Origin of the sequence: Leisingera sp. NJS204, from assembly GCF_004123675.1 — a bacterium.
Lineage (GTDB): Bacteria > Pseudomonadota > Alphaproteobacteria > Rhodobacterales > Rhodobacteraceae > Leisingera.
In genome coordinates this window covers 2,233,409-2,253,281 of the sequence record NZ_CP035417.1, presented here as the reverse complement: position 1 = coordinate 2,253,281, position 19,873 = coordinate 2,233,409, and the positions used below count along the sequence as shown (strand labels likewise).

The following is a 19,873-nucleotide window of genomic DNA, read 5'->3' as shown; positions in this document are numbered from 1 at the left end:
CCCTGTCAAGACAAAGGCCGGATCTTGAGGCCCGTCACCCGGTTGCCCTCGCGCTCAGTCACTTCAAAGCGGAACCCGTGAAAGGAGAACACCTGGCCTGTGGTCGGAATCATCTGGGCCTCGTGGATGACGAGGCCGGCAATGGTGTTGGCCTCCTCATCGGGCAGGTTCCAGTCGGTGGCGCGGTTCAGGTCGCGGATGGTGGTGACGCCATCGACCAGATAAGATCCATCTGTGGTCTTCTTGACGATGCTTTCCTCGTCGGGGTCGAATTCGTCGGTAATTTCGCCGACGATTTCTTCCAGAATATCCTCCAGCGTGATCAGCCCCTGCAGCGCGCCGTATTCATCCACCACCAGCGCAAAATGCGAGCGCATCCGCAGGAATTGGCGCATCTGCTCGTCCAGCGTAGTGGTTTCGGGCACAAAATACGGGGCCTTGGCGACCCCTGAGATATCAAAGAACTTTAGCTTGCCGGCATCACCATCCGCACCGCCGGCTTGTTCATACATCGCCCGGAAAAGGTCTTTGGCGTGAACCACGCCGATGATGTTTTCCTGCTCGCCGCGAAACACCGGCAGCCGGGTGTGGGGGCTTTGCAGGCATTGCATTAGGATAGTGTCCGGCTCGGCGTTCGCGTCGATCATCTCGATATGGGAGCGGTGCAGCATGATTTCTTCGACAAAGCGGTCAGACAGGTCCAGTGCGCCAAGAATGCGGTCGCGGTCCTCTTTTTCGACCACACCTTCGGAGTGGCCCAGATGCAGCGCGCCTGCAATTTCCTCGCGCACCGCCATGATGTGGCTGTCGGGATCAATCCGCACGCCGAAGATGGCGAGCACCCCGCGCACCAGCAGGCGGACAAGACCAACCACCGGCGCCAGCAGGGTGACCAGAACGCCGATCACCGGGGCAACAGCCGCAGCGGCCTTTTCGGCGTTGGAAATGGCATAGGTCTTGGGCAGCACCTCGGCGAAGACCAGCACCAGAACGGTCATCACCAGTGTCGCCAGGGCGACACCGCTTTCGCCGAAGGCACGGGTGAACAGGGCCGTCGCCAGCGACGTGCCCAGGATGTTAACCAGGTTGTTGCCCAGCAGCACGGAACCGATCAGCTTTTCACTGTCTTCGGTCACGCTGAGCGCCTTTTGCGCGCCATGCGAGCCTTTATCGGCCTGGCTGCGCAGTTTCCCGCGCGAGGCGGCGGTCAGTGCAGTTTCCGAGCCGGAGAAGAATCCGGACAGGACAAGCAGCAGCACGATGGCCCCGGCAGTGGTCCAGAAGGCGCTGTCGAGTACGGTGGAGGCAGTGTCCATGAGAGGTCCAGAGATCCGGTCAGTTGAATGTTCGCTGCATTTATGGGGGTTTGCCGCAGGCGCTTCAAGTTCTAGCAGCGCGTCAGCGCGTATCCTTGGCCAGCGGGTGATGCTCCAGCACCAGTTCCTGCAGGCGGGCGTCCAGCACATGGGTGTAAATTTCCGTGGTGGCGATATCGGCATGGCCGAGCAGCGCCTGGATTGCGCGCAGGTCGGCGCCATTGGCCAACAGATGCGTGGCAAAGGCGTGCCGCAGCGTGTGCGGTGTGACCTTGTCCGGAGAAACACCGCCGGTGACTGCCAGCTCCTTGATCAGCAGGTAAAAGCGGTGCCGGGTCAGGTGGCCGGATTTGCCGCGCGAGGGGAACAGGAACCGCGAGGACGGATGGCCCTTGGCTTCGCGCTGCGCCTCGGCCTCGTCGCGGGTGGACAGCCAAACCGCAAGCGCCTCGCGCGCAGGCGGCGACAGCGGCACCATGCGCTCCTTTCCGCCCTTGCCCATGATCAGCAGCATCCGCGGGTCGCCGCGGGCGGCGGAAACCGGCAGCGAGACCAGCTCGGTGACCCGCATTCCGGTGGCATAGAGCAGCTCCATCAAACAGGTGTTGCGCAGCCGGTCTGCGGTGCTGCGGCCGGTTTGGCGCGCGGCATCCAGCAGGCGGTCGACCTCGATGACTTCCAGCGTTTTGGGTAGGCGCTTCTCGCGTCCAGGGCCGCGGATCTGGATCGCCGGATTGTCTTCACGCCAGCCTTCCTCAAACGCAAAGCGGTAGATCTGCTTGGCCGCTGACAGCCTGCGCGCCCGGGTGGAACGGGCCAGTCCTTGCGCGTCGCAATTGATCAGATAGGCCTCGATATCGTCCTGGCGGGCAGTCAGAAAATCCAGGGTGCGGTGTTCCAGCCAGGCGGTCAGGTCCTTCAGGTCGCGGCCATAGGCCAGAAGCGTGTTCTGCGAGGCGCCCGCTTCGGCCGCCTGGGCGTCGAGGAAGGTTGAGATCCACTGGAAATTGTCCCGGGGGCGCGCCATGTCACTGGTGCTCCAGCAGCATCAGCTGCAAGGCGGCGCGGCGGGCGGTGTCCTCCAGCCCGACAGCGCGGAACGCGGCCAGCGCTGCGGTCAGGTCGCCCAGATTGCCGTCGGCACCTTGGGCAAATAGCACCATGCTGCGCAGGATCGCTTCGCCCAGCTGGCCGTTGTTCAGCATTTGCCGGATCGCAGGCGGCACCGGGGCCGTTGTGTCAAACCCCAATGCTATGGCTTTGGCCATCGGTGACGGGGCGGCAGCGTCACCAGGCCGGCCCTGGGCCAGTGCTGCCAGGAACGGGTCATTCGCACCGGCAGCCTGGGCATCATGCGCGGCCAATTCATATGACGGCGACAACAGGCGGATGCGCCAGGCCAGCGCGGCGGTCCGGCCGCTCAGGCTTGCCCGCGCCAGCGGCTCGCCAAAGAGGTCGGCAAACACGGTTTCGGTGCCCGCCTGCTGCATTGCATCCCAGGCGCGGGGCAGCGAGCGGGCGATGGCGTCTGCACTGCCGGAGCCAAGGTCGCTTTCCAACTGCTGGACTGCCGCAACCCGGTCCCAGATGCCGCCGGAAGCGGCGGGTTTACGGGCGCTGAACAGGCCAAGATACTGATTGGGGTTGAGCGCCCCGGCACGCGCCAGCCGCTCCGCCGCCTCCAGTTGCGCCTTCCAGCCGGCAATGTCGCGCAGATCTGCCGCGGCAAAGGCTGGCGGCAGGGGGGCGGTGGGCATCGCTTCGCCAATGGTCTCGAACAGGCGGAAGGTCAGCGGATCCGGGTCGGGCGGGCGGCGCAGCGGCGGCGCCAGCTCAAACAGATCGGGGTTCAAAAAGCGGTCCAGAAGCTGCATCTGGTTTTCGGGCAGCAATTCCAGCGCGTGGGCGGTTTCCATCATCAGCGCCGCCGTGGGCCAGTCGCTGCGCCGCGCCGCGCAAAAGATCCTGGCGGCATAGCTGTCCGACAGATGCGGCGAGGCGGTGAGGGCGGCGCAAGAGGCGTCCTCGCTGCCGGTCAAAAGGGTGGCGTCAAACCAGCGTGTGAAGCGGTCCTTGTTGTCCGTGGGGCCTGCATGTTCGACCAGAGCCTGGGAGGGATCCGTGGCCCCCAGCGCCAGCAGCCGGTCTAGCCGGGCCAGCAGAATCCGGTCGCCTGCCGCGGCCGGCGGCCGGGATTCCGACAGCAGCAGTGTAAACAGCAACGCCTGCATCGCCGGGCTGCCGCGCACCGGAACGGTTTCGATCAGATGGGACACATCATCGGCATTGCTGCCGCGCCACAGATCGGCCGGCAGGCCGGTTGCCGAGGCCGGAACCAGCCCGATGGGGGGCACCAGCGTCTCCAAAGCTGTGACCGAAACGGACGGAAATGCAGCCGTGCCTGCCACTGGCGGCTCCAGCAGCACAGTTCCGGGCAGCCCGTTGCGCGGCTGCGGCTGGTTCAGCCAGTCAATCGCCGCCAGGGGTTCATTTGCAAGCGCACTGCCCGCCATCACCACCCCGGCGGCAGCCGCCCTAATCCGCATTCAGCACCACCGGTTTGCGCACCTCGGTGGCCGGCGCGCGGAAATCCGCACCAAACCAAGGCCCCACATAGGCATAGCCCACCAGCCCGATAGCCGCCAGAACCGCCAAATAGACCAGATACTTAATCAATCGCCCCATGGTATATCCAAAGCCTGTTTCCTGCTCTTTTGCCCAAGTTATATATTCCCTTTTCCGCAAGATCACGTCATTCACTGAAGAATGAGCGAAAAAGAGCAAAGCAGCGGCCAGAAGGCAGCAGGCCCGGTGCCGGGGAAACTGAAGAAGACCATCGTGATGGTGGGCATGATGGGCGCCGGCAAGACCGCCGTGGGGCGGGCGCTGGCAGCCCGGCTGGATGTGCCTTTCCTGGACAGCGACCACGAGATCGAGGCCGCTGCCAACATGACGATCCCCGAGATTTTTGCCCGCGACGGCGAGCCGTTCTTCCGCCAAAAGGAACGGCAGGTGATCGCGCGCCTGCTGGAGGAAGAGCGCGGTGTCCTGTCGACGGGCGGCGGTGCTTTCCTGGCTGAGGAAAACCGCAATGTGATTACCGCCAAAGGGGTCTCTGTCTGGCTGCAGGCCGATCTGGAGGTTCTGTGGAACCGGGTGCGCCACCGCGACACCCGGCCGCTGCTGCGCACAGCCGATCCGCGTGCGACCCTTAGCGGCCTGTTCCGCGACCGGGTGCCGCTTTATGCCAAGGCGGATCTGACCGTTGTTTCCGACGGCCAGGCGGCAATTGAAACCATGGTTGACCGGGTGCTGGAAGCCTTGCAGGCACGCCCCGATGTATTGGAGTGGAATTGATGGAGCGCACGGTTCATGTGCCTCTGGGCGAACGCGCCTATGATGTGGTGATCGGCCCCGGCCTGCTGGCGCGGGCGGGCGAGCGGATCAAGCCGTTGCTGAAGCGGCCGCAGGTGGCGGTGCTGACTGACGAGACCGTGGCGGAGAAACATCTGGAAGGATTACGCGCCGGGCTGGCCGCGGCAGGCGTTGAGATGACCGCGCTGGCGCTGCCGCCGGGAGAGGCGACCAAGGGCTGGCCGCAGTTCACCCGCGCGGTTGAATGGCTGCTGGAGCAGAAGGTCGAGCGGGGCGATGTTGTTGTGGCCTTCGGCGGCGGTGTGATCGGCGACCTGGCAGGATTTGCGGCGGCGGTACTGCGCCGCGGTGTGCGGTTTGTGCAGATCCCGACCTCGCTTTTGGCGCAAGTCGACAGCTCGGTCGGCGGCAAGACCGGCATCAATGCGCCCCAGGGCAAAAACCTGATCGGAGCGTTTCACCAGCCCTCGCTGGTGCTGGCTGATACGTCCGTTCTTGAAACCCTGACGCCGCGTGATTTCCTGTCCGGCTACGGCGAAGTGGTGAAATACGGGCTGCTGGGCGATGCGGAGTTCTTTGCCTGGCTCGAAGAGCATGGCCCTGCACTGGCCGAAGGCGATGTTGCAGCGCGGGTTGAGGCGGTTGCGCGTTCGGTTCAGATGAAGGCGGATATCGTCGTGCGCGACGAAACCGAGCAGGGCGACCGGGCGCTGTTGAACCTGGGCCATACATTCTGCCACGCGCTGGAGGCGGCCACGGGCTATTCGGACCGGCTGCTGCATGGCGAAGGCGTGGCCATCGGCTGTGCCCTGGCGTTTGAGCTGTCGGCCAAGCTGGGGCTGTGCTCGCAAGAGGACCCCAGCCGGGTGCGGGCGCATCTCAAGGCGATGGGCATGAAGACCGATCTGGCTGACATTCCAGGCGATCTGCCAGGGGCAGAGGTGCTGCTGGATCTGATGGGGCAAGACAAAAAAGTTGTTGCCGGTCAGCTGCGGTTTATCCTGGCCCGTGGCATTGGCGAAGCGTTTGTAACCGGAGACGTCCCGCCTGAAAAGGTGCTGGAGGTGCTGCGCGGCGCCGGGGCCTGAGACCGGAAAACAATACCGCAAAGCAATAAGGGCAGCCGCAGAGGCTGCCCGATTCATTGATATCCTAACGCCGGTCCTTAGCGGATCAGGCTGCGGCGCTGCCGCCAAAATCCTGATCGTCCCAATCATCTGCATCAAAGTCGATTGCGGGCGCCGGAGGCGCATAGGATCCCGGTCCGGCCTGCGCGTTTCCGGACTGCGCAATCTCGCCGACGGCAAACTGCTGGACCAGTTCGCGCAGCTCCTGGGCCTGCTCGGACAGCGAGGTGGTTGCTGCAGTGGTTTCCTCGGCCATGGCGGCATTTTGCTGTGCCATCATCTCAAGCTCGCCAACGGCAGTGTTGACGTCGCCCATTTGCGAAGACTGCTCCTTCATATTGCTGGCAATCTCAATGACAAGACCGGAAATCTCGGCGACTTGGTCGTTTACTTCCGACATTGCGGTGCCGGCCTGATCCACCAGTGCAGCACCGTTTTTGACCTGTTCGGAACTGCGCGCAGTCAGCCCGTCAATCTGCTGGACTGCATCAGCGCAGCGCTGCGCCAGCATCCGCACCTCGCTGGCGACCACAGCAAACCCGCGGCCTGCTTCGCCGGCGCGAGCAGCCTCAACCCCGGCATTCAGTGCCAGAAGATTGGTCTGGAAAGCGATATCCTGGATCACCTTGGTGATCTGCGAGATTTCCTGTGAGGATTCCTGCAGTTTGTCCATGGCCGCAATGGTATCTTTGACCACCGCATCACAGGATTTAACCCCGTTCTGGGCGCTGTCCGCCAACTGTTCCGCCCGGCCGGCATTATCTGCCGACTGCTGAACATTGGCAGTCAGCTCGCTGATCGAATGGGTGGTCTTTTCCAGCGTTGCCGATTCCGCTTCGGTGCGGTGTGCCAGGTCCATAGAGGCTTCGGCAATGGACTTGGTGCTTTCGTCCACGCTGCTGGTCAGCTCGCCGATATTGGAGATGGACACGCTCAAGGCATTCAGCGAGTCATTCATATCCATCCGAATCGATTTGAACTCCTCCGGGAAGAATTCTGTGATCGGCTTGTCCAAACGCTTGTGCTGGAGATCCATCAGCGCTTCGCCGATGCGGCGCGCAACAGTCATGACCTCTTCGCGGCGCTGCTTTTCCTCCTCCATACGCTCTTCCTGTTTGCGCTGCGTCACCGAGCGCAGATCCACCACATTGCGGGCCACCGTACCAATCTCGTCCCGGCGGTTTGCACCCGGCACGTCAACGTCTGTTTCACCGCTGCCAAGTTTCTTCAACGCGACATTCAGAACCGAAAGGCTCTTGGTCATGTCCCGTGCAATAGTCACGCTGAGGCCCAGAACAACGGTCAGAAGCACAGCTGTGAACACTGCCATTTCCGCCAGCAGAAACTTGTTGTCCGCATCGAATGCCTGCATGTCCCGTTTCAGGTGTTCGATCAGGATCCCCTCCTTTTTCTGGAACACCTTCAGCGCTTTGCTGGCGGCCGTAAACCATTGTTCAGCCGTCATTTCTGTCTGGATCCTGCCGCTTAGAATGGCCTTGCGGGTGTCCTCGAACTTTTTCATCTCAGGGGAGGTGAACAGCCCCTGGACGGTTTCACGGTCTTCCGCAATTGCAAAGTCCATGAACATCGACAGGCGTTCCTTGAACTGTTCGTGATAGGCGACAAAGATCTCCCGGTCGGCCGGCTTCCAGCCATGCTTGAAGCCGACAGCGCCTGCAGCCCGTTCCAGCCCGGCAGCATCGATTGCGCGCATGAAGAAGGACAGCGCGACGGCCTCTTGCGAGATCACCGGATTGTCAATGGATTGTGCCAGCGACAGCCCGGTTTGAATGAGGGCCGCGTTCAGATCCGTGTAGTAGGCCATAGTCCGATCCAGCGAGAGCGTGTGCCCGTCGATCTTTTTGCGGATGTCTTTTTTCTTGGCCAGTTCGGCGCGGGCAAACTGGATGGCTTGCACCGCCTCAATCGGGAGGAGGGATTTATCAATGTGGCTGATCTCGGCCAGATAGGCCTCCATCGCGGTGTTGTTTTGCAACCGGACCTGGACCAGTTTGTCCGGCGCAGTGGTGGCAGAGCTTCCCAGATAGGAAGCGCTGAGGCCGCGCTCCAGTTGCAAGTTGTGAACCAGGCTGCTCATGTGCTCGATCACTTCGCCTGCCTCGGCAGTGTTGACCTGGGCGTTTTTGTTCAGCTGAAGCAGTGTCTGCCCCATGAACCACAGTGAGAGCATCAGCGGGGCGGCCACCAGAATGGCGATCTTTGCTTTGACCGGCAGATGCCCTAGAAATCGCATACTCATAGTCTGAATCCTTGCTGCAAAAATACTGTTAGTTGAATTCAGCATATTCGATATGTCTTAATATTCGCCTATTGCTCTGAACAGCGGGCTGATGATCCGGGTGTTGGCCTGTCAACGCTGAACATTGAGCATGTGCAGCGCCATTGGCTCGAGCGTGCATGCGAAAGATCACGGCACATCGAGACAGGGATGCGGTGCCAAAGGAGGATTTGAGCCTCGCCCAAGGGAATATCCCGGGAAGTAGGACCGGGCCTGCTGACCCCTCGCGGCAGATTGCTGCGCAACCGCCTGCCGGGCATTACATGTGCTGGTCTCCAAGTTTGATGACCACGGGCCGCTCTTCCACCTCAACGGGATCTACGCCCGCATGGGCGCGGACGTTCCGGACGGCACGCTGCTGGACTGGTGCGGCCGGGCCATGAACGTATTTGAGCCGGTCATCAATAGGATAGAAACCGAGGTCATGGCGGCACCGGTATGGTGGTGACCCGGCACCGCGTGACTAGGGGCGCTGGAACTTGGCGCGAAAAAAGTGCTACACGGCCCCGTTGGTGCTACATTCTGCAGCACGGCACTCAAAAACGGGGCTAAGGCAGGCCGGATCGGGGAAAGCGCGTAAAATGGCGGATCTAAAAAACCATGAAAATTCAAGGTTTTCCGAAGTTCGGCGTGCTGCACGCCTTTCCGTGGCACCGATGATGGATTGGACGACGTCCGATTGCAGGTATCTGCACCGGCTCTTGAGCCGGGAGGCGCTGCTGTACACCGAAATGGTGACCGCGCCGGCACTGGTGCGCGGCGGGGCGTTGCACTTGCTGGACTTCAATACCGCCGAGCATTCGGTTGCTTTGCAGCTTGGAGGGTCTGACCCGGACGAACTGGCAGAAGCCGCGCGGCTGGGCGAACAGGCGGGGTATGACGAGATCAACCTCAACTGCGGCTGCCCCAGTGACCGCGTGCAATCCGGCGCGTTTGGTGCGGTGCTGATGCAGACCCCGGAACTGGTGGCAGATTGCGTCACAGCGATGCGGGCAGCTGTGAAGGCCGAAGTCACTGTCAAATGCCGCATCGGTGTCGATGAGCAGGAGCCGGAAGAGGTGCTGCCGGACTTTCTGGACAAGATCCGCGCGGCGGGCTGCCAGCGGGTGACGATCCACGCTCGCAAGGCTTGGCTGAAGGGGCTTTCGCCTAAGGAAAACCGGGACGTTCCACCCTTGGATTATGATCTGGTGCACCGGATGAAGGCGGCCTTTCCTGACCTGCATATCTCGATCAACGGCGGTATTGCGACGCTGACCGAGGCCAAGGCGCATCTGGACCGCGGTCTGGACGGGGTGATGGTGGGCCGTGCGGCCTATCACCAGCCTGCCGATGTGCTGTGTGCGGCGGATCCGGAAATTTTCGGGACGGGTTCTGCAAGCGATCCTGCTGAGGCGGTGATGCTTATGCTGCCTTACATCGAAGAACGGCTCGGCAACGGCGCTAAGCTGAACCAGATCACCCGGCATATGCTGGGGCTGTTTGCCGGCCGCCCCGGCGCGCGGCAATGGCGGCGGATGCTGTCCGAGGGGGCCTGCCGCGCCGGGGCCGGGCCGGAACTGGTGGAGCAGGCGCTGGCGCAAGTGGCGGACCGCGCGGCTGCATGACGCGGCAGCTTGCAGGCTATAGCCTTGTGCAAGCGGATTGCGGCGGCTAACCCTTTGCCGGTGAAGCCAGCCCTGAGGTGCCCTGCATGACTGATCCTGCCCTGACCACCGCCCTATTGCCCTCGCCTGCGCTGCTGATGCAGATGGCAGGGCTGCTGCTGGTGATCGGCGCATTCGCCGGGGTTCTGGCAGGGCTATTGGGGGTTGGTGGCGGCATCGTGCTGGTGCCGGGCTTCTTCTATGCCTTTCAAACTCTTGGATATGGCGGCGATCAGCTGATGCAGATGTGCCTCGCGACCTCGCTGGCGACCATTATCGTGACCTCATTGCGGTCGGTTCTGAGCCATAACAAGAAGGGCGCGGTGGATTGGCAGATTCTGCGCGGCTGGGGCTTCGGCATTGCGCTGGGGGCGATCGTTGGCGTTCTGGCAGTGTCCTCCTTGCGCTCCGCCGTGCTGCAAGGGGTGTTTGGCGGGCTGGCACTGGTGATCGGCTGCTACCTGGGGCTGGGCCGCGCCGACTGGCGGCTGGCTGAAGCCATGCCTAAGGGCGGCAAGCGGCTGGTGCTGTCGCCTGTCGTGGGGTTTCTGTCGGTGCTGATGGGCATCGGCGGCGGCAGCTTTGGGGTGCCGCTGATGACCCTGCACGGGGTTGCGGTGCATCGGGCTGTGGCGACCGCCGCAGGCTTTGGCGTGATCATTGCGGTGCCGTCGGTCGCGGGGTTCCTGCTGTTGGATCTGGACCCGGCCACGCGGCCTCCGTTCACCGTCGGGGCCGTTAATCTGGCGGCGTTTTTCATTGTGATCGCGATGACGCTGATCACCGCGCCCTGGGGCGTGAAGCTGGCCCATGCAATGGATCCCAAACCGCTGAAGCGGGTGTTCGGGGCGTTTCTGGTGCTGGTGGGGCTCAACATGCTGCGCAAGGCATTTGGATATTGAAGGCAATGAACAGGCAATTCGAACAGTTTCAGGACAAGGGCTGGGTGCGCTTCGCTCAGGACCGCCAAGTGGCCGCCTGGGCTGCTGATGCGTTGCAGCATGGCATCCGGTCGCTGGACGACCCGGCCTGCGCTGAGTGGTTCCAGTGCGAAGGGACATGGTTCATTGGGGTCGATGCGTTGCCGAATGATGCCTCCGGGCGGTTGCCGGACGGGCCGCCGCTGGCTGGCGCGCCGGTGGAGTTCATCACGCAGCACCTCGGCCCCATCTCGGATCTGCACCGGGCGCAGGTGTCTTCGGTCTTTCCAGGTTATCCGCGCCCGCGTCCGGGCGAGGGCGATGCTGCCTTCCGCTACCGCATCAAACGTGATGCGGCGCATGTGGACGGGGTGAAAATGTTTGGCGAGCACCGCCGCCGCAAGGTGGAGGAGCCGCATGCCTGGGTGCTGGGAATACCGCTGAATGAAAGCAGCCCCGATGCCGCGCCCTTGGTGATCTGGGAGGGCAGCCACCACATCATGCGCCGCGCCTTTGCTGCCGCGTTTGAGGGGTTATCGCCTGAGGACTGGGCGGATGTGGATGTGACCGACGCCTACACGGCTGCGCGTGCCGAGGTGTTCGAGACCTGCCCGCGGATCACAGTGCATGCCAAGCCCGGTGAGTCTTATCTGATGCACCGGTTGTGTCTGCATGGGGTTGCGCCTTGGAGTGAGGGGGCATCCGCGCCGGAAGAGGGCCGCATGATCGCCTATTTCCGTCCTGAGCTGGCGGATTGGACCAAGGGGTGGCTGGCCGAGGGGTAGGCGTCTTCAAGTTTCCGCCATTGATCTGCCTGCAGAGATTTCGGAGTTTCTATGGAAAAGTATTTATTGGCGATTGTTTGCGCGGCTATTTCGTCTGTTGCGTCTGCAAGTGAGTATGAATGTCAGCAGGCTGCTGAGCTTATGTACAAGTTTGGCCCTCTCTTGGAGCGTGGAGAGGTTTCTTTAGAGCAAATTGAAGAGCTGACAAAAACTCGGATTTCTACTGACGTTGAACTTGTCGTAGAGGCTTCTCTTCTTCGTTACCACGAATTGCAATTAGGTGTTAGCGATTTGGAGCGCAGGGTAAAAGCATATGACCTCTGCGCCGAATTTCTGGAACTTAAGTAACGTGAGGCAATTTGCTTTTCTCGCCCGGAACAAGCCGTAGGCGCCGGGCGAGCGCCTGCCCGTCCCGGCGGGCTGGCGCTTTTGAGAGGGCGGTTCGGCATTTCAGCCGGGGATTTGCTTTGCAGGGATAAAGCGGCAGTATCCAATCTTTGAAGCACCATCCCACGGGCAGGCGCTCGCCCTCTGATTTGATGGCGTGTCTTGGTAGCACATTGGTTTTTATAGTAAATTAGTCTGGGTTGGCTAAAAGTGCAGGCTTTTCGAATAGGTCAGTAATTCTGCCTGAATGTTTCGCGCGCGAAACATTGGGTCAGTGCTTATTCCGCATGATTTACAGAGCCTTACCCCGCCGCGCGCCGCGTTGATTTTTAGACTACGCATGTCCGAGAAGCTCAAAACCGGTTCCCGCTTTTGAGCGACATGCTTAGCTGCGCTTTAATCTCGCGCCGCGGCCGCCGCGGCGCTTGACCAGTTTGCTGGCGCGTTCCGGCAGGTCGTTCATGATGCCGGCGCGTTCCTCGTTGCTCATCTTGGACCAGTCGCGGATCTCGTCAATAGAGCGGTAGCAACCGGTGCAGATGCGCGATTCCGGGTGGACGACGCAGATCTTGATGCAGGGGCTTTGGATCTCGTCCCGTTTCCATACGTCGTCAGTCATCATTCACCTGTTCTTCAAATGCCGCATCCGGTCCAATGCACCCTGAAGAATATAGGAGGCCGCGACATGGTCGATAACCTCTGCGCGGCGTTTGCGTGTCGTATCTGCCTCAAGAAGCGCTTTTTCTGCCGCAACGGTGCTGAGGCGTTCGTCCCAGAAACCAATAGGAAGATCGGTGAGCCGCCCCAGGTTGCGGGCGAAGGAGCGGGTGGATTGGCAGCGGGGCCCCTCGGTGCCGTCCATGTTGCGGGGCAGGCCAAGGACGATACCGCTGATGTCGCGCATCGTGATGATTTCCATAAGGCGGGCGGCGTCCAGTGTGAACTTCTTGCGCTTTACAGTTTCCAGCGGTGTGGCCACGGCGCCGATGCGGTCGGAAACGGCAACGCCGATGGTCTTGGTGCCAAGGTCCAGCCCCATCAGCGCGTGCATCGGCGGCAGGGAGGTGGCGAAATCTTCGAAAACATCGTGGATCATTCTGCAAGCCCTGCCTGTGCAGCGATGGTTTCCAGCAGAGCCAGGGCTTCCTGGTCGGCGGCAAAGGCGTCGCGGGCCTCGCCGTAAATCGTGCGGGCGCGGTCGGTGTCGCCAAGGACCGAAAGGGCGCCGATGAGCCGGGCCCATTCTTCGGCCGAGCCGCCTTCGGTTGCCAAACGGTCCGACAGACGGGTGACCATGCCGCGTATCATCTCCTGCCGGTCCTCAGCGCTCAGCTCGCTGGCGCCGGCCATATCCTCGGCGCTGGGGCCGGGCAGGGCGGGGGCAGTGCTGCCGCCGGGCGCAATCGGGCGGTATTCTACCCCGGCGCGGAAGGCCATTTCCTCGATCTGGCCCTGGATGCCTTTGATCCAGGGGGCGTCTGCCGGACCTGCCCGCAGGGTTGCGGCCCATTCGCGGTAAGCCAGGTCCGGACGGCCGATCTGGCCCAGCATCAGGCCCCAGTAATAACGGGCGGGCCCGTGTGCGGGATCAATGGCGCGTGCTTTCTGCAGGTCGGTCTGGGCCTCGGGAGAGACATAGCCGCCGGCGGCCATGATCTTCAACTCGGCCAGCTCTGTGAAGTCGTGGGCATTGACCTGACCCTCAGCCAGCCGGATGTAACTGGTTTTGGCAGCATAGGCAGCCTGGAAATTGCCAAGGTTCGCCTCGTGCTGGGCCAGAAGGGCCTGGCCCTGAGCGTCGTCCGCGCGTTCAGTAGCAGTCTTGCGCAGCTGCTCCACCAGTGTGACGTATCCTTCTTCGACCTGCGGCTTGGGCAGGGCGGGCACCTCAGCCTCAGCCTCTGCCTGGGAGGGGCGGTTTTCGGCGCGTTGGCCTGCCAGCTGGATACGGTCCTTCAGGCCCAGGTCGCCATAGCCCGGCGCGCCCAGCTGCCAGTAGATCCCCAGGGTGCCGCCGGTGATCAGCAGCGCTGTTGCTATGCCAAAGACCAACGACAGGGTTTTGGGCTGTGAGCGTCCCGATTGCGCCTGCTGCAGCTGCGTGTCGGCGGCCAGGATGCGGCGGGAAATCTCGGTGCGGATGCGGTCGGCGTCGCCTGCATTGATGACGCCGCGGGCCAGATCCTTGTCCACCTCGCGCAGTTGCTGGCGGTAGACGCGCAGGTCATAAGCCGCGGCGGGTTCGCCGGTGTTGCGGGCGCGAATAAGGATCATGGCCAGCAGAAAGGCTGCCGAGAACGCGATAAGGGCGGTGACTGTCCAGAAAATCATGCCGTCTCCGAAGTTTGGGTTGCATCTATATGCGGAGGCGGGTGAACAAAAGAGCCAAACTGCCGCGCCCGGACGCCTAGCGTCGGATTGCGACCGTTTCTTATGTCGCAATAACGCAGAAACAGGGCGATAAACGGCACTGGTCTGTTGTGCATTTCAGGCATACCCGCTACCAGACACGAACCATCGGATTCGCTCATGAAACGCTATTCAGCTTTTGCCGTCGCGCGGGAAGCCCTGCGCTATCACACCGGATGGGAGCGCGCCTGGCGCTCGCCTGAACCCAAACGCCATTATGATGTTGTCATCGTCGGGGCGGGCGGGCATGGCCTTGCCACTGCCTATTACCTGGGCAAGAATTTCGGCATTACCAATGTCGCAATCATCGAGAAGGGCTGGCTGGGCGGCGGTAACACCGGCCGGAACACCACCATCATCCGCTCGAACTACCTGCAGGACCCGTCCGCTGCGATCTATGAAAAGGCGCGCAGCCTGTATGAGACGATGTCGCAGGACCTGAACTACAACGTGATGTTCAGCCCGCGCGGGGTGATCATGCTGGCCCAGACCGAGCATGAGATCCGTGGCTACAAGCGCACCGCGCATGCCAACCTGCAGCAGGGTGTCCCGACTGAGTGGATCACCCCTGAGCGGGTCAAGGAACTGGTGCCGATCATCAACTTGCACGGCCCCCGTTACCCGGTTCTGGGCGGCCTGTGGCAGGAACGCGGCGGCACCGCCCGTCACGATGCGGTGGCCTGGGGCTATGCGCGGGCCTGTTCCGACATGGGCATGGACATCATCCAGCAATGTGAAGTCACCGGTGTGCGCACCGAGAACGGCCGCACCGTGGGTGTCGACACCACCAAAGGCGCGATCGACTGCGACAAGATCGGTATGATCGTGGCGGGTAATGCTTCGGTTCTGGCCGAGCGGGCGGGTTTCCGTCTGCCGATGGAATCGGTGGCCCTGCAGGCGATGGTGTCTGAGCCGATTAAACCCTGCATGGATGTGGTTGTGATGGCCAACACCGTGCACGGCTACATGTCCCAGTCCGACAAGGGCGAGATGGTGATCGGCGGCGGCACTGACGGGTTCAACAACTACACCCAGCGCGGCTCTTTCCACCATATCGAGGAAACCGTGCGCGCCCTGGTCGAAACCTTCCCGATGGTGTCGCGGCTCAAGATGCTGCGCCAGTGGGGCGGCATTGTGGATGTGACCGGCGACCGCTCGCCGATCATCTCGAAAACGCCTGTGCAGAACTGCTTTGTCAACTGCGGCTGGGGCACCGGCGGCTTTAAGTCGATCCCGGGTTCTGGCTGGGCGATGGCGGAACTGATGGCCACCGGCCATTCGCCGCTGACCGAGGAGTTCTCGATGATGCGCTTCAAAGAAGGCAAGTTCATCGACGAGAGCGTCGCTGCGGGGGTGGCACACTGATGCCGCGCGCCGCCGCAAAATTCTTCGAAGAATTTTGCCAAGGATTTTTGAAAATCCTTGGCCCCCAGTTGGAGAGGTCCGCACAATGCTGATCCTTGAATGCCCTTACTGCGGCGTCAAAGCCGAAGAAACCGAACTGGCCGCGGGCGGCGAAGCGCATCTGAAGCGCTTTGGTCCCGGCTCCTCGGATGATGAGTTCCATGACTATCTGTTCATGCGCGAAAACCCCAAAGGCGTTCACTTTGAACGCTGGCGCCATGCCAATGGCTGCGGCAAGTGGTTCCATGCCGCCCGCTGCACCATGACGCTGGAGGTCTTTGGCACCTACACGGCCCAGACCTCTGTGCCGACGCAGGAGATCATGGACAAGATCACCGCAAAACGCCCCGGCTGGACCTGGCGCGAATTCTCGGATGGTCAGAAATGATCCGCCGCCTGACTGAAACACCCGCTTTTCTTTTGAAAGGTCTGCGCACATGAGCACGCGTCTTGCCAAGCACGGCCGGCTGATCGACCGCTCCAAACAGATCGCCTTCACCTTCAACGGCAAAACCATGAAGGGCTTTGCCGGCGATACATTGGCCTCCGCTCTTTTGGCCAACGGCCAGGTGATGATGGGCCGCTCGTTCAAATACCACCGCCCGCGCGGCGTTGTCGCATCCGGTTCGGAAGAACCCAATGCGCTGATGCAGCTGGGCACCGGTGACCGTTACGAGCCGAACCAGCGCGCCACCACCACCGAGCTGTTCTCGGGGCTGTCGGCGAATTCGCAGAACCACTGGCCCAGCCTGGAGTTCGACGTTCTGTCGATCAACAACAAGCTGTCGCGGTTCCTGACGGCTGGCTTTTATTACAAGATGTTCATCCACCCGCGTCCGCTGTGGAAACATGTCTATGAGCCGATCATCCGCAAAACCGCCGGTCTGGGCAATGCGCCTGACGCCGAGCTGAAGGATGCCGACACATACGAGCACTTCTACTTCTTTGCGGATGTGCTGGTCATTGGCGGCGGCGTTGCCGGCCTGCAGGCGGCCAAGGCGGCTGCGGCCACCGGTGCCAAGGTGCTGGTGATGGAGCAGAACAACCATTGGGGCGGCCGCGCACCGGTCGACGGTGGCACCATCGACGGTGAAGCGCCTGACGCCTGGATCGCCAAGACCCTGGCCGAGCTGGATGCGATGGACAACGTCACACTCCGCGACCGCTGCATGGGGTCCGGCGTCTATGACCACGGCTATGCCCTGGGTTATGAGCGTCTGACCGACCACGCGCCGGGCCAGGGCGGTCCGCGCCACCGTCTGTGGCGGGTCCGGGCCGGCCAGATCGTCACCGCAACCGGCGCTATTGAACGGCCGCTGTCCTTTGCGGGCAACGATGTGCCGGGCGTGATGCTGGCCGGTTCGATGCGTGACTATGTGGTGAACTGGGGTGTGAACCCGGGCCAGAAGGTGGTGGTTGCCACCAACAACGACGACGCCTACCGCACCGCGCTGGTGCTGCATGAAGCCGGCGTTGAAGTGGTCCGCGTGGTTGATACTCGCGAAACCGGCGGCGGCGAACTGATGGAAGCTGTTCGCGAGAAGGGTATCCGGGTTGAGCTGGGCCGTGCCATTGCCAAGGTGAAGGACGGCAAATGCGTGACCCAGGTCTCCATCTGCGCCCAGAACGGTGAAGGCGGCGCCCGCGAAGACGTCGAAGCAGACGCAGTTGCCATGTCCGGCGGCTGGTCGCCGGTGGTCCATCTGTGGTCCCACTGCGGCGGCAAGCTGACTTGGGATGACAAAAACGCCAACTTCCGCCCCGATGCCTCCCGTCCGCCGCTGGGCCATGACGGTAACGGCTTTGTGGTTCCGGCCGGTGCCGCAAACGGCGAATTCGGCCTGGGCGCGCTGCTGGAAGACGCGGCTGCGGCTGGTGCCAAAGCGGCTGAGGCTGCCGGCTTCCCGGCGAAATCCGTGGCGGCTGCCAAGGGTGTCTCTGAGAATGAGGCGCAGATGGAAGCGGTCTGGCTGATGCCGGCCAAAGCGGACATCAAACTGCGCATGAAGTCCTGGCTGGACTATCAGAACGACGTCAAGGTCTCTGACGTGCAGCTGGCTGCGCGCGAAGGCTATGAAAGCGTCGAGCACACCAAGCGTTACACCACACTGGGCATGGCGACCGACCAGGGCAAATTGTCCAACATCAACGGTCTGGCGATCCTTGCGGACGCGCTGAACTCGGAAATCCCGTCGGTGGGCACCACCACCTTCCGTCCGCCGTACCACCCGATCTCGATCGGTGCGATCGCGGGGGAAGCACGGGCCGAGATCTTCCAGCCGGTGCGCAAGACACCGATCTATGACTGGATGGACAAGAACGGTGCGGATTGGGAACCGGTTGGCCAGTGGCGCCGCCCGTTTGCCATCACACAACCCGGTGAGGACCGTCATGCTGCGGTGAACCGCGAGGTGAAGAACACCCGCGAAAACCTCGGCCTGCTGGATGCCTCGACCCTGGGCAAGCTGATTGTCAAAGGGCCGGATGCGGGCAAGTTCCTGGACATGCTCTATACCAACATGATGTCCACGTTGAAGGTCGGCAAATGCCGCTATGGCCTGATGTGCTCGGAGAACGGTTTCCTGATCGACGACGGCGTTGTTGCCCGCATCGACGAGGACACCTTCCTGTGCCACACCACCACCGGCGGCGCCGAAAGCATCCATGGCCACATGGAAGAATGGCTGCAGACCGAATGGTGGGACTGGAAAGTCTATGTTGCCAATGTGACCGAGCAGTACGCCCAGGTCGCCGTGGTCGGCCCCAACGCCCGCAAGGTGCTGGAAAAGCTGAACGCAGCAGCGGGCGGCGGTATGGATCTGTCGAAAGAGGCGCTGCCGTTCATGGAATGGCGCGACGGTCAGATCGGCGGCTTTGATGCCCGCGCTTACCGGATCTCCTTCTCGGGCGAGCTGTCTTATGAGATCGCGGTTGCGGCCTCGGAGGGCCAGGCGTTCTGGGATGCGCTGATGGAGGCAGGCAAGGAGTTCGGCGTCATGCCTTACGGCACGGAGACCCTGCACATCCTGCGCGCCGAAAAAGGCTTCATCATGATCGGCGACGAGACCGATGGCACCGTGATCCCGCAGGATCTGGGTCTGCATTGGGCGCTGTCGAAGAAGAAGGAAGACTATCTGGGCAAGCGCGCGCAGCTGCGCTCCCACATGGCGGATCCGGACCGCTGGCAGCTGGTTGGCCTGGAAACCGTGGACGGTTCGGTGCTGCCCGACGGCGCCTATGCATTGGGCGAAGGCGTCAACGCCAACGGCCAGCGCAACATGATCGGCCGGGTGACCTCAACCTATCATTCCGCGACCCTGGGCCGCGGTATCGCAATGGGCCTGATCAAGCACGGCACCAAGCGGATGGGCGAAGTGGTTGAATTCCCGGGCACTGACGGCAAGACCTACAAGGCCAAGATCGTTGATCCGGTCTTCTACGACAAGGAAGGAGAAAAGCAGAATGTCTAAGGCTGTTTCCGTACTGAACGGCGCGCAGTTCTCCGGCCTGGCCAAGGTCGAGGACGCAGGCCTGCAGGGCATGATCACCCTGCGCGGCGATCTGGAGTCATCGGTTCTGAAGGCGGCTGTCAAGGCCGCCACCGGCGCCGAAGTTCCAGCCCGGGGGGCTATCACGGTTGCCGAAAACGGTGCCGCTGCCTGGATGTCGCCGGACGAGCTGCTGCTGCTGGTGCCCTATGAGGATGCCGTTGCCAAAACCGCGGAATTGTCCGCGGCGCTGAAAGGCGAACATGCGCTGGCGGCGAATGTCTCTGACGCCCGTGCCTTCTTCCGCGTGTCGGGCGAAGGCGCGCGCGAGGTGCTGGGCAAAGTGAGCCCGGTGGACTTTGACGCAGCTGCATTCAAGGCAGGCCGGTTCCGCCGTTCGCGCCTGGCGCAGGTGGCAGGCGCCTTCTGGCTGAACGAGGACGGCAGCTTTTACATCGTCTGCTTCCGTTCGGTTGGTGAATATGTATTCAAACTGCTAAGCACAGCGTCGCATCCGCAGTCCAAGGTGGGTGTTTACTAAAGTTTTCACTCGCTTTTTGCTTGTGACGCCATCGCGCGTCATTTACGGTGCCCCGGAGACCTTTCCAGGGCACCTTTTTTATTCTGGCTTGCCAGGAAGCTCGCTTTTTGTATCGATTGCATCTGTTTGAATTTATTACCTTTCTCTGGCGTGGGGGAGGTTTATTAACGATGTTT

General features: G+C 62.0%; 18 protein-coding genes and 1 pseudogene. 11 read left to right on the top strand and 8 right to left on the bottom strand.

The window, feature by feature from the left end; translation table 11 throughout:
* Window positions 1-5: 5 nt before the first annotated feature.
* From ETW24_RS11025 to ETW24_RS24275, 4 genes are all read right to left on the bottom strand, one after another.
* A complete protein-coding gene (locus tag ETW24_RS11025; protein WP_129371108.1) occupies window positions 6-1,316 on the bottom strand; it encodes an HlyC/CorC family transporter in 1,311 nt (436 codons plus the stop codon).
* A gap of 82 nt (window positions 1,317-1,398) precedes the next feature.
* A complete protein-coding gene (locus ETW24_RS11020; RefSeq protein ID WP_129371107.1) occupies window positions 1,399-2,343 on the bottom strand; it encodes a site-specific tyrosine recombinase XerD in 945 nt (314 codons plus the stop codon).
* Window position 2,344: 1 nt separating this feature from the next.
* Window positions 2,345-3,862 (bottom strand): hypothetical protein, encoded by a 1,518-nt coding sequence (locus tag ETW24_RS11015; protein ID WP_129371106.1) that lies wholly within the window; start codon window positions 3,860-3,862, stop codon window positions 2,345-2,347.
* Window positions 3,852-4,001: a hypothetical protein gene (locus ETW24_RS24275; RefSeq protein WP_164982734.1), complete on the bottom strand. Its 150-nt coding sequence runs from the start codon at window positions 3,999-4,001 to the stop codon at window positions 3,852-3,854. Before ETW24_RS24275 ends, ETW24_RS11015 begins: the two co-directional genes overlap by 11 nt.
* 81 nt (window positions 4,002-4,082) lie before the next feature.
* Here ETW24_RS24275 and ETW24_RS11010 point away from each other — a divergent pair, with 81 nt between their 5' ends.
* Window positions 4,083-4,673, top strand: a complete 591-nt coding sequence (locus tag ETW24_RS11010; protein WP_129371105.1) for a shikimate kinase — start codon at window positions 4,083-4,085, stop codon at window positions 4,671-4,673.
* Window positions 4,673-5,779 (top strand): 3-dehydroquinate synthase, encoded by a 1,107-nt coding sequence (aroB, locus tag ETW24_RS11005; RefSeq protein ID WP_129371104.1) that lies wholly within the window; start codon window positions 4,673-4,675, stop codon window positions 5,777-5,779. The genes ETW24_RS11010 and aroB overlap by 1 nt, the downstream gene beginning before the upstream one ends.
* Before the next feature lie 85 nt (window positions 5,780-5,864).
* On the opposite strand, the gene ETW24_RS11000 is transcribed toward aroB, so the two are convergent.
* The gene (locus ETW24_RS11000; protein ID WP_164982733.1) at window positions 5,865-8,078 is read right to left on the bottom strand and encodes a methyl-accepting chemotaxis protein; all 2,214 of its coding nucleotides are present in this window, start codon (window positions 8,076-8,078) and stop codon (window positions 5,865-5,867) included.
* A gap of 301 nt (window positions 8,079-8,379) precedes the next feature.
* Here ETW24_RS11000 and ETW24_RS10995 point away from each other — a divergent pair.
* From ETW24_RS10995 to ETW24_RS10975, 5 genes and pseudogenes are all read left to right on the top strand, one after another.
* A pseudogene (locus ETW24_RS10995) lies at window positions 8,380-8,550 on the top strand (IS66 family transposase); the annotation flags it as partial.
* Window positions 8,551-8,773: 223 nt separating this feature from the next.
* The gene (gene dusA, locus ETW24_RS10990) at window positions 8,774-9,724 is read left to right on the top strand and encodes a tRNA dihydrouridine(20/20a) synthase DusA (protein WP_254695753.1); all 951 of its coding nucleotides are present in this window, start codon (window positions 8,774-8,776) and stop codon (window positions 9,722-9,724) included.
* An 86-nt stretch (window positions 9,725-9,810) separates the two neighbouring features.
* Window positions 9,811-10,665 (top strand): sulfite exporter TauE/SafE family protein, encoded by an 855-nt coding sequence (locus tag ETW24_RS10985; protein WP_129371100.1) that lies wholly within the window; start codon window positions 9,811-9,813, stop codon window positions 10,663-10,665.
* Between the two features lie 5 nt (window positions 10,666-10,670).
* Complete coding sequence (locus ETW24_RS10980; RefSeq protein WP_129371099.1) at window positions 10,671-11,468, top strand: hypothetical protein; 798 nt, start codon at window positions 10,671-10,673, stop codon at window positions 11,466-11,468.
* A gap of 51 nt (window positions 11,469-11,519) precedes the next feature.
* Window positions 11,520-11,816: a hypothetical protein gene (locus ETW24_RS10975; protein WP_129371098.1), complete on the top strand. Its 297-nt coding sequence runs from the start codon at window positions 11,520-11,522 to the stop codon at window positions 11,814-11,816.
* A 424-nt stretch (window positions 11,817-12,240) separates the two neighbouring features.
* On the opposite strand, the gene ETW24_RS10970 is transcribed toward ETW24_RS10975, so the two are convergent.
* Genes ETW24_RS10970 through ccmI form a run of 3 tightly spaced genes read right to left on the bottom strand, consistent with a single transcriptional unit; the run spans window position 12,241 to window position 14,186 of the window.
* The gene (locus ETW24_RS10970) at window positions 12,241-12,474 is read right to left on the bottom strand and encodes a DUF1289 domain-containing protein (protein ID WP_129371097.1); all 234 of its coding nucleotides are present in this window, start codon (window positions 12,472-12,474) and stop codon (window positions 12,241-12,243) included.
* 3 nt (window positions 12,475-12,477) lie between these two features.
* The gene (gene ruvX, locus ETW24_RS10965; protein WP_129371096.1) at window positions 12,478-12,951 is read right to left on the bottom strand and encodes a Holliday junction resolvase RuvX; all 474 of its coding nucleotides are present in this window, start codon (window positions 12,949-12,951) and stop codon (window positions 12,478-12,480) included.
* Window positions 12,948-14,186, bottom strand: coding sequence for a c-type cytochrome biogenesis protein CcmI (gene ccmI / locus ETW24_RS10960; RefSeq protein WP_129371095.1), 1,239 nt, complete (start codon window positions 14,184-14,186; stop codon window positions 12,948-12,950). Before ccmI ends, ruvX begins: the two co-directional genes overlap by 4 nt.
* 198 nt (window positions 14,187-14,384) lie before the next feature.
* On the opposite strand from ccmI, the gene ETW24_RS10955 reads away from it, so the two are divergent.
* The 4 genes from ETW24_RS10955 to ETW24_RS10940 all read left to right on the top strand — a co-directional run bounded on the left by ETW24_RS10955 (window position 14,385) and on the right by ETW24_RS10940 (window position 19,697).
* The gene (locus tag ETW24_RS10955) at window positions 14,385-15,629 is read left to right on the top strand and encodes a sarcosine oxidase subunit beta family protein (RefSeq protein WP_129371094.1); all 1,245 of its coding nucleotides are present in this window, start codon (window positions 14,385-14,387) and stop codon (window positions 15,627-15,629) included.
* Between the two features lie 85 nt (window positions 15,630-15,714).
* A complete protein-coding gene (locus tag ETW24_RS10950) occupies window positions 15,715-16,056 on the top strand; it encodes a sarcosine oxidase subunit delta (RefSeq protein ID WP_024089839.1) in 342 nt (113 codons plus the stop codon).
* A gap of 49 nt (window positions 16,057-16,105) precedes the next feature.
* Entirely contained in the window at window positions 16,106-19,138 is a 3,033-nt protein-coding gene (locus tag ETW24_RS10945) for a sarcosine oxidase subunit alpha family protein (RefSeq protein ID WP_129371093.1), read from the top strand.
* Entirely contained in the window at window positions 19,131-19,697 is a 567-nt protein-coding gene (locus tag ETW24_RS10940; RefSeq protein WP_129371092.1) for a sarcosine oxidase subunit gamma, read from the top strand. The genes ETW24_RS10945 and ETW24_RS10940 overlap by 8 nt, the downstream gene beginning before the upstream one ends.
* Window positions 19,698-19,873 lie beyond the last annotated feature (176 nt).

Coding starts and splice junctions, on each gene's coding strand:
- ETW24_RS10940 (WP_129371092.1), top strand. CDS start 19,131: ATGTCTAAGGCTGTTTCCGTACTGAACGGCGCGCAGTTCTCCGGCCTG.
- ETW24_RS10980 (WP_129371099.1), top strand. CDS start 10,671: ATGAACAGGCAATTCGAACAGTTTCAGGACAAGGGCTGGGTGCGCTTC.
- ETW24_RS10945 (WP_129371093.1), top strand. CDS start 16,106: ATGAGCACGCGTCTTGCCAAGCACGGCCGGCTGATCGACCGCTCCAAA.
- ETW24_RS24275 (WP_164982734.1), bottom strand. CDS start 4,001: ATGGGGCGATTGATTAAGTATCTGGTCTATTTGGCGGTTCTGGCGGCT.
- ETW24_RS11015 (WP_129371106.1), bottom strand. CDS start 3,862: ATGCGGATTAGGGCGGCTGCCGCCGGGGTGGTGATGGCGGGCAGTGCG.
- ETW24_RS10955 (WP_129371094.1), top strand. CDS start 14,385: ATGAAACGCTATTCAGCTTTTGCCGTCGCGCGGGAAGCCCTGCGCTAT.
- aroB (WP_129371104.1), top strand. CDS start 4,673: ATGGAGCGCACGGTTCATGTGCCTCTGGGCGAACGCGCCTATGATGTG.
- ETW24_RS10975 (WP_129371098.1), top strand. CDS start 11,520: ATGGAAAAGTATTTATTGGCGATTGTTTGCGCGGCTATTTCGTCTGTT.
- ETW24_RS11000 (WP_164982733.1), bottom strand. CDS start 8,078: ATGAGTATGCGATTTCTAGGGCATCTGCCGGTCAAAGCAAAGATCGCC.
- ETW24_RS10970 (WP_129371097.1), bottom strand. CDS start 12,474: ATGACTGACGACGTATGGAAACGGGACGAGATCCAAAGCCCCTGCATC.
- ETW24_RS10985 (WP_129371100.1), top strand. CDS start 9,811: ATGACTGATCCTGCCCTGACCACCGCCCTATTGCCCTCGCCTGCGCTG.
- ccmI (WP_129371095.1), bottom strand. CDS start 14,186: ATGATTTTCTGGACAGTCACCGCCCTTATCGCGTTCTCGGCAGCCTTT.
- ETW24_RS11020 (WP_129371107.1), bottom strand. CDS start 2,343: ATGGCGCGCCCCCGGGACAATTTCCAGTGGATCTCAACCTTCCTCGAC.
- dusA (WP_254695753.1), top strand. CDS start 8,774: ATGATGGATTGGACGACGTCCGATTGCAGGTATCTGCACCGGCTCTTG.
- ruvX (WP_129371096.1), bottom strand. CDS start 12,951: ATGATCCACGATGTTTTCGAAGATTTCGCCACCTCCCTGCCGCCGATG.
- ETW24_RS10950 (WP_024089839.1), top strand. CDS start 15,715: ATGCTGATCCTTGAATGCCCTTACTGCGGCGTCAAAGCCGAAGAAACC.
- ETW24_RS11025 (WP_129371108.1), bottom strand. CDS start 1,316: ATGGACACTGCCTCCACCGTACTCGACAGCGCCTTCTGGACCACTGCC.
- ETW24_RS11010 (WP_129371105.1), top strand. CDS start 4,083: ATGAGCGAAAAAGAGCAAAGCAGCGGCCAGAAGGCAGCAGGCCCGGTG.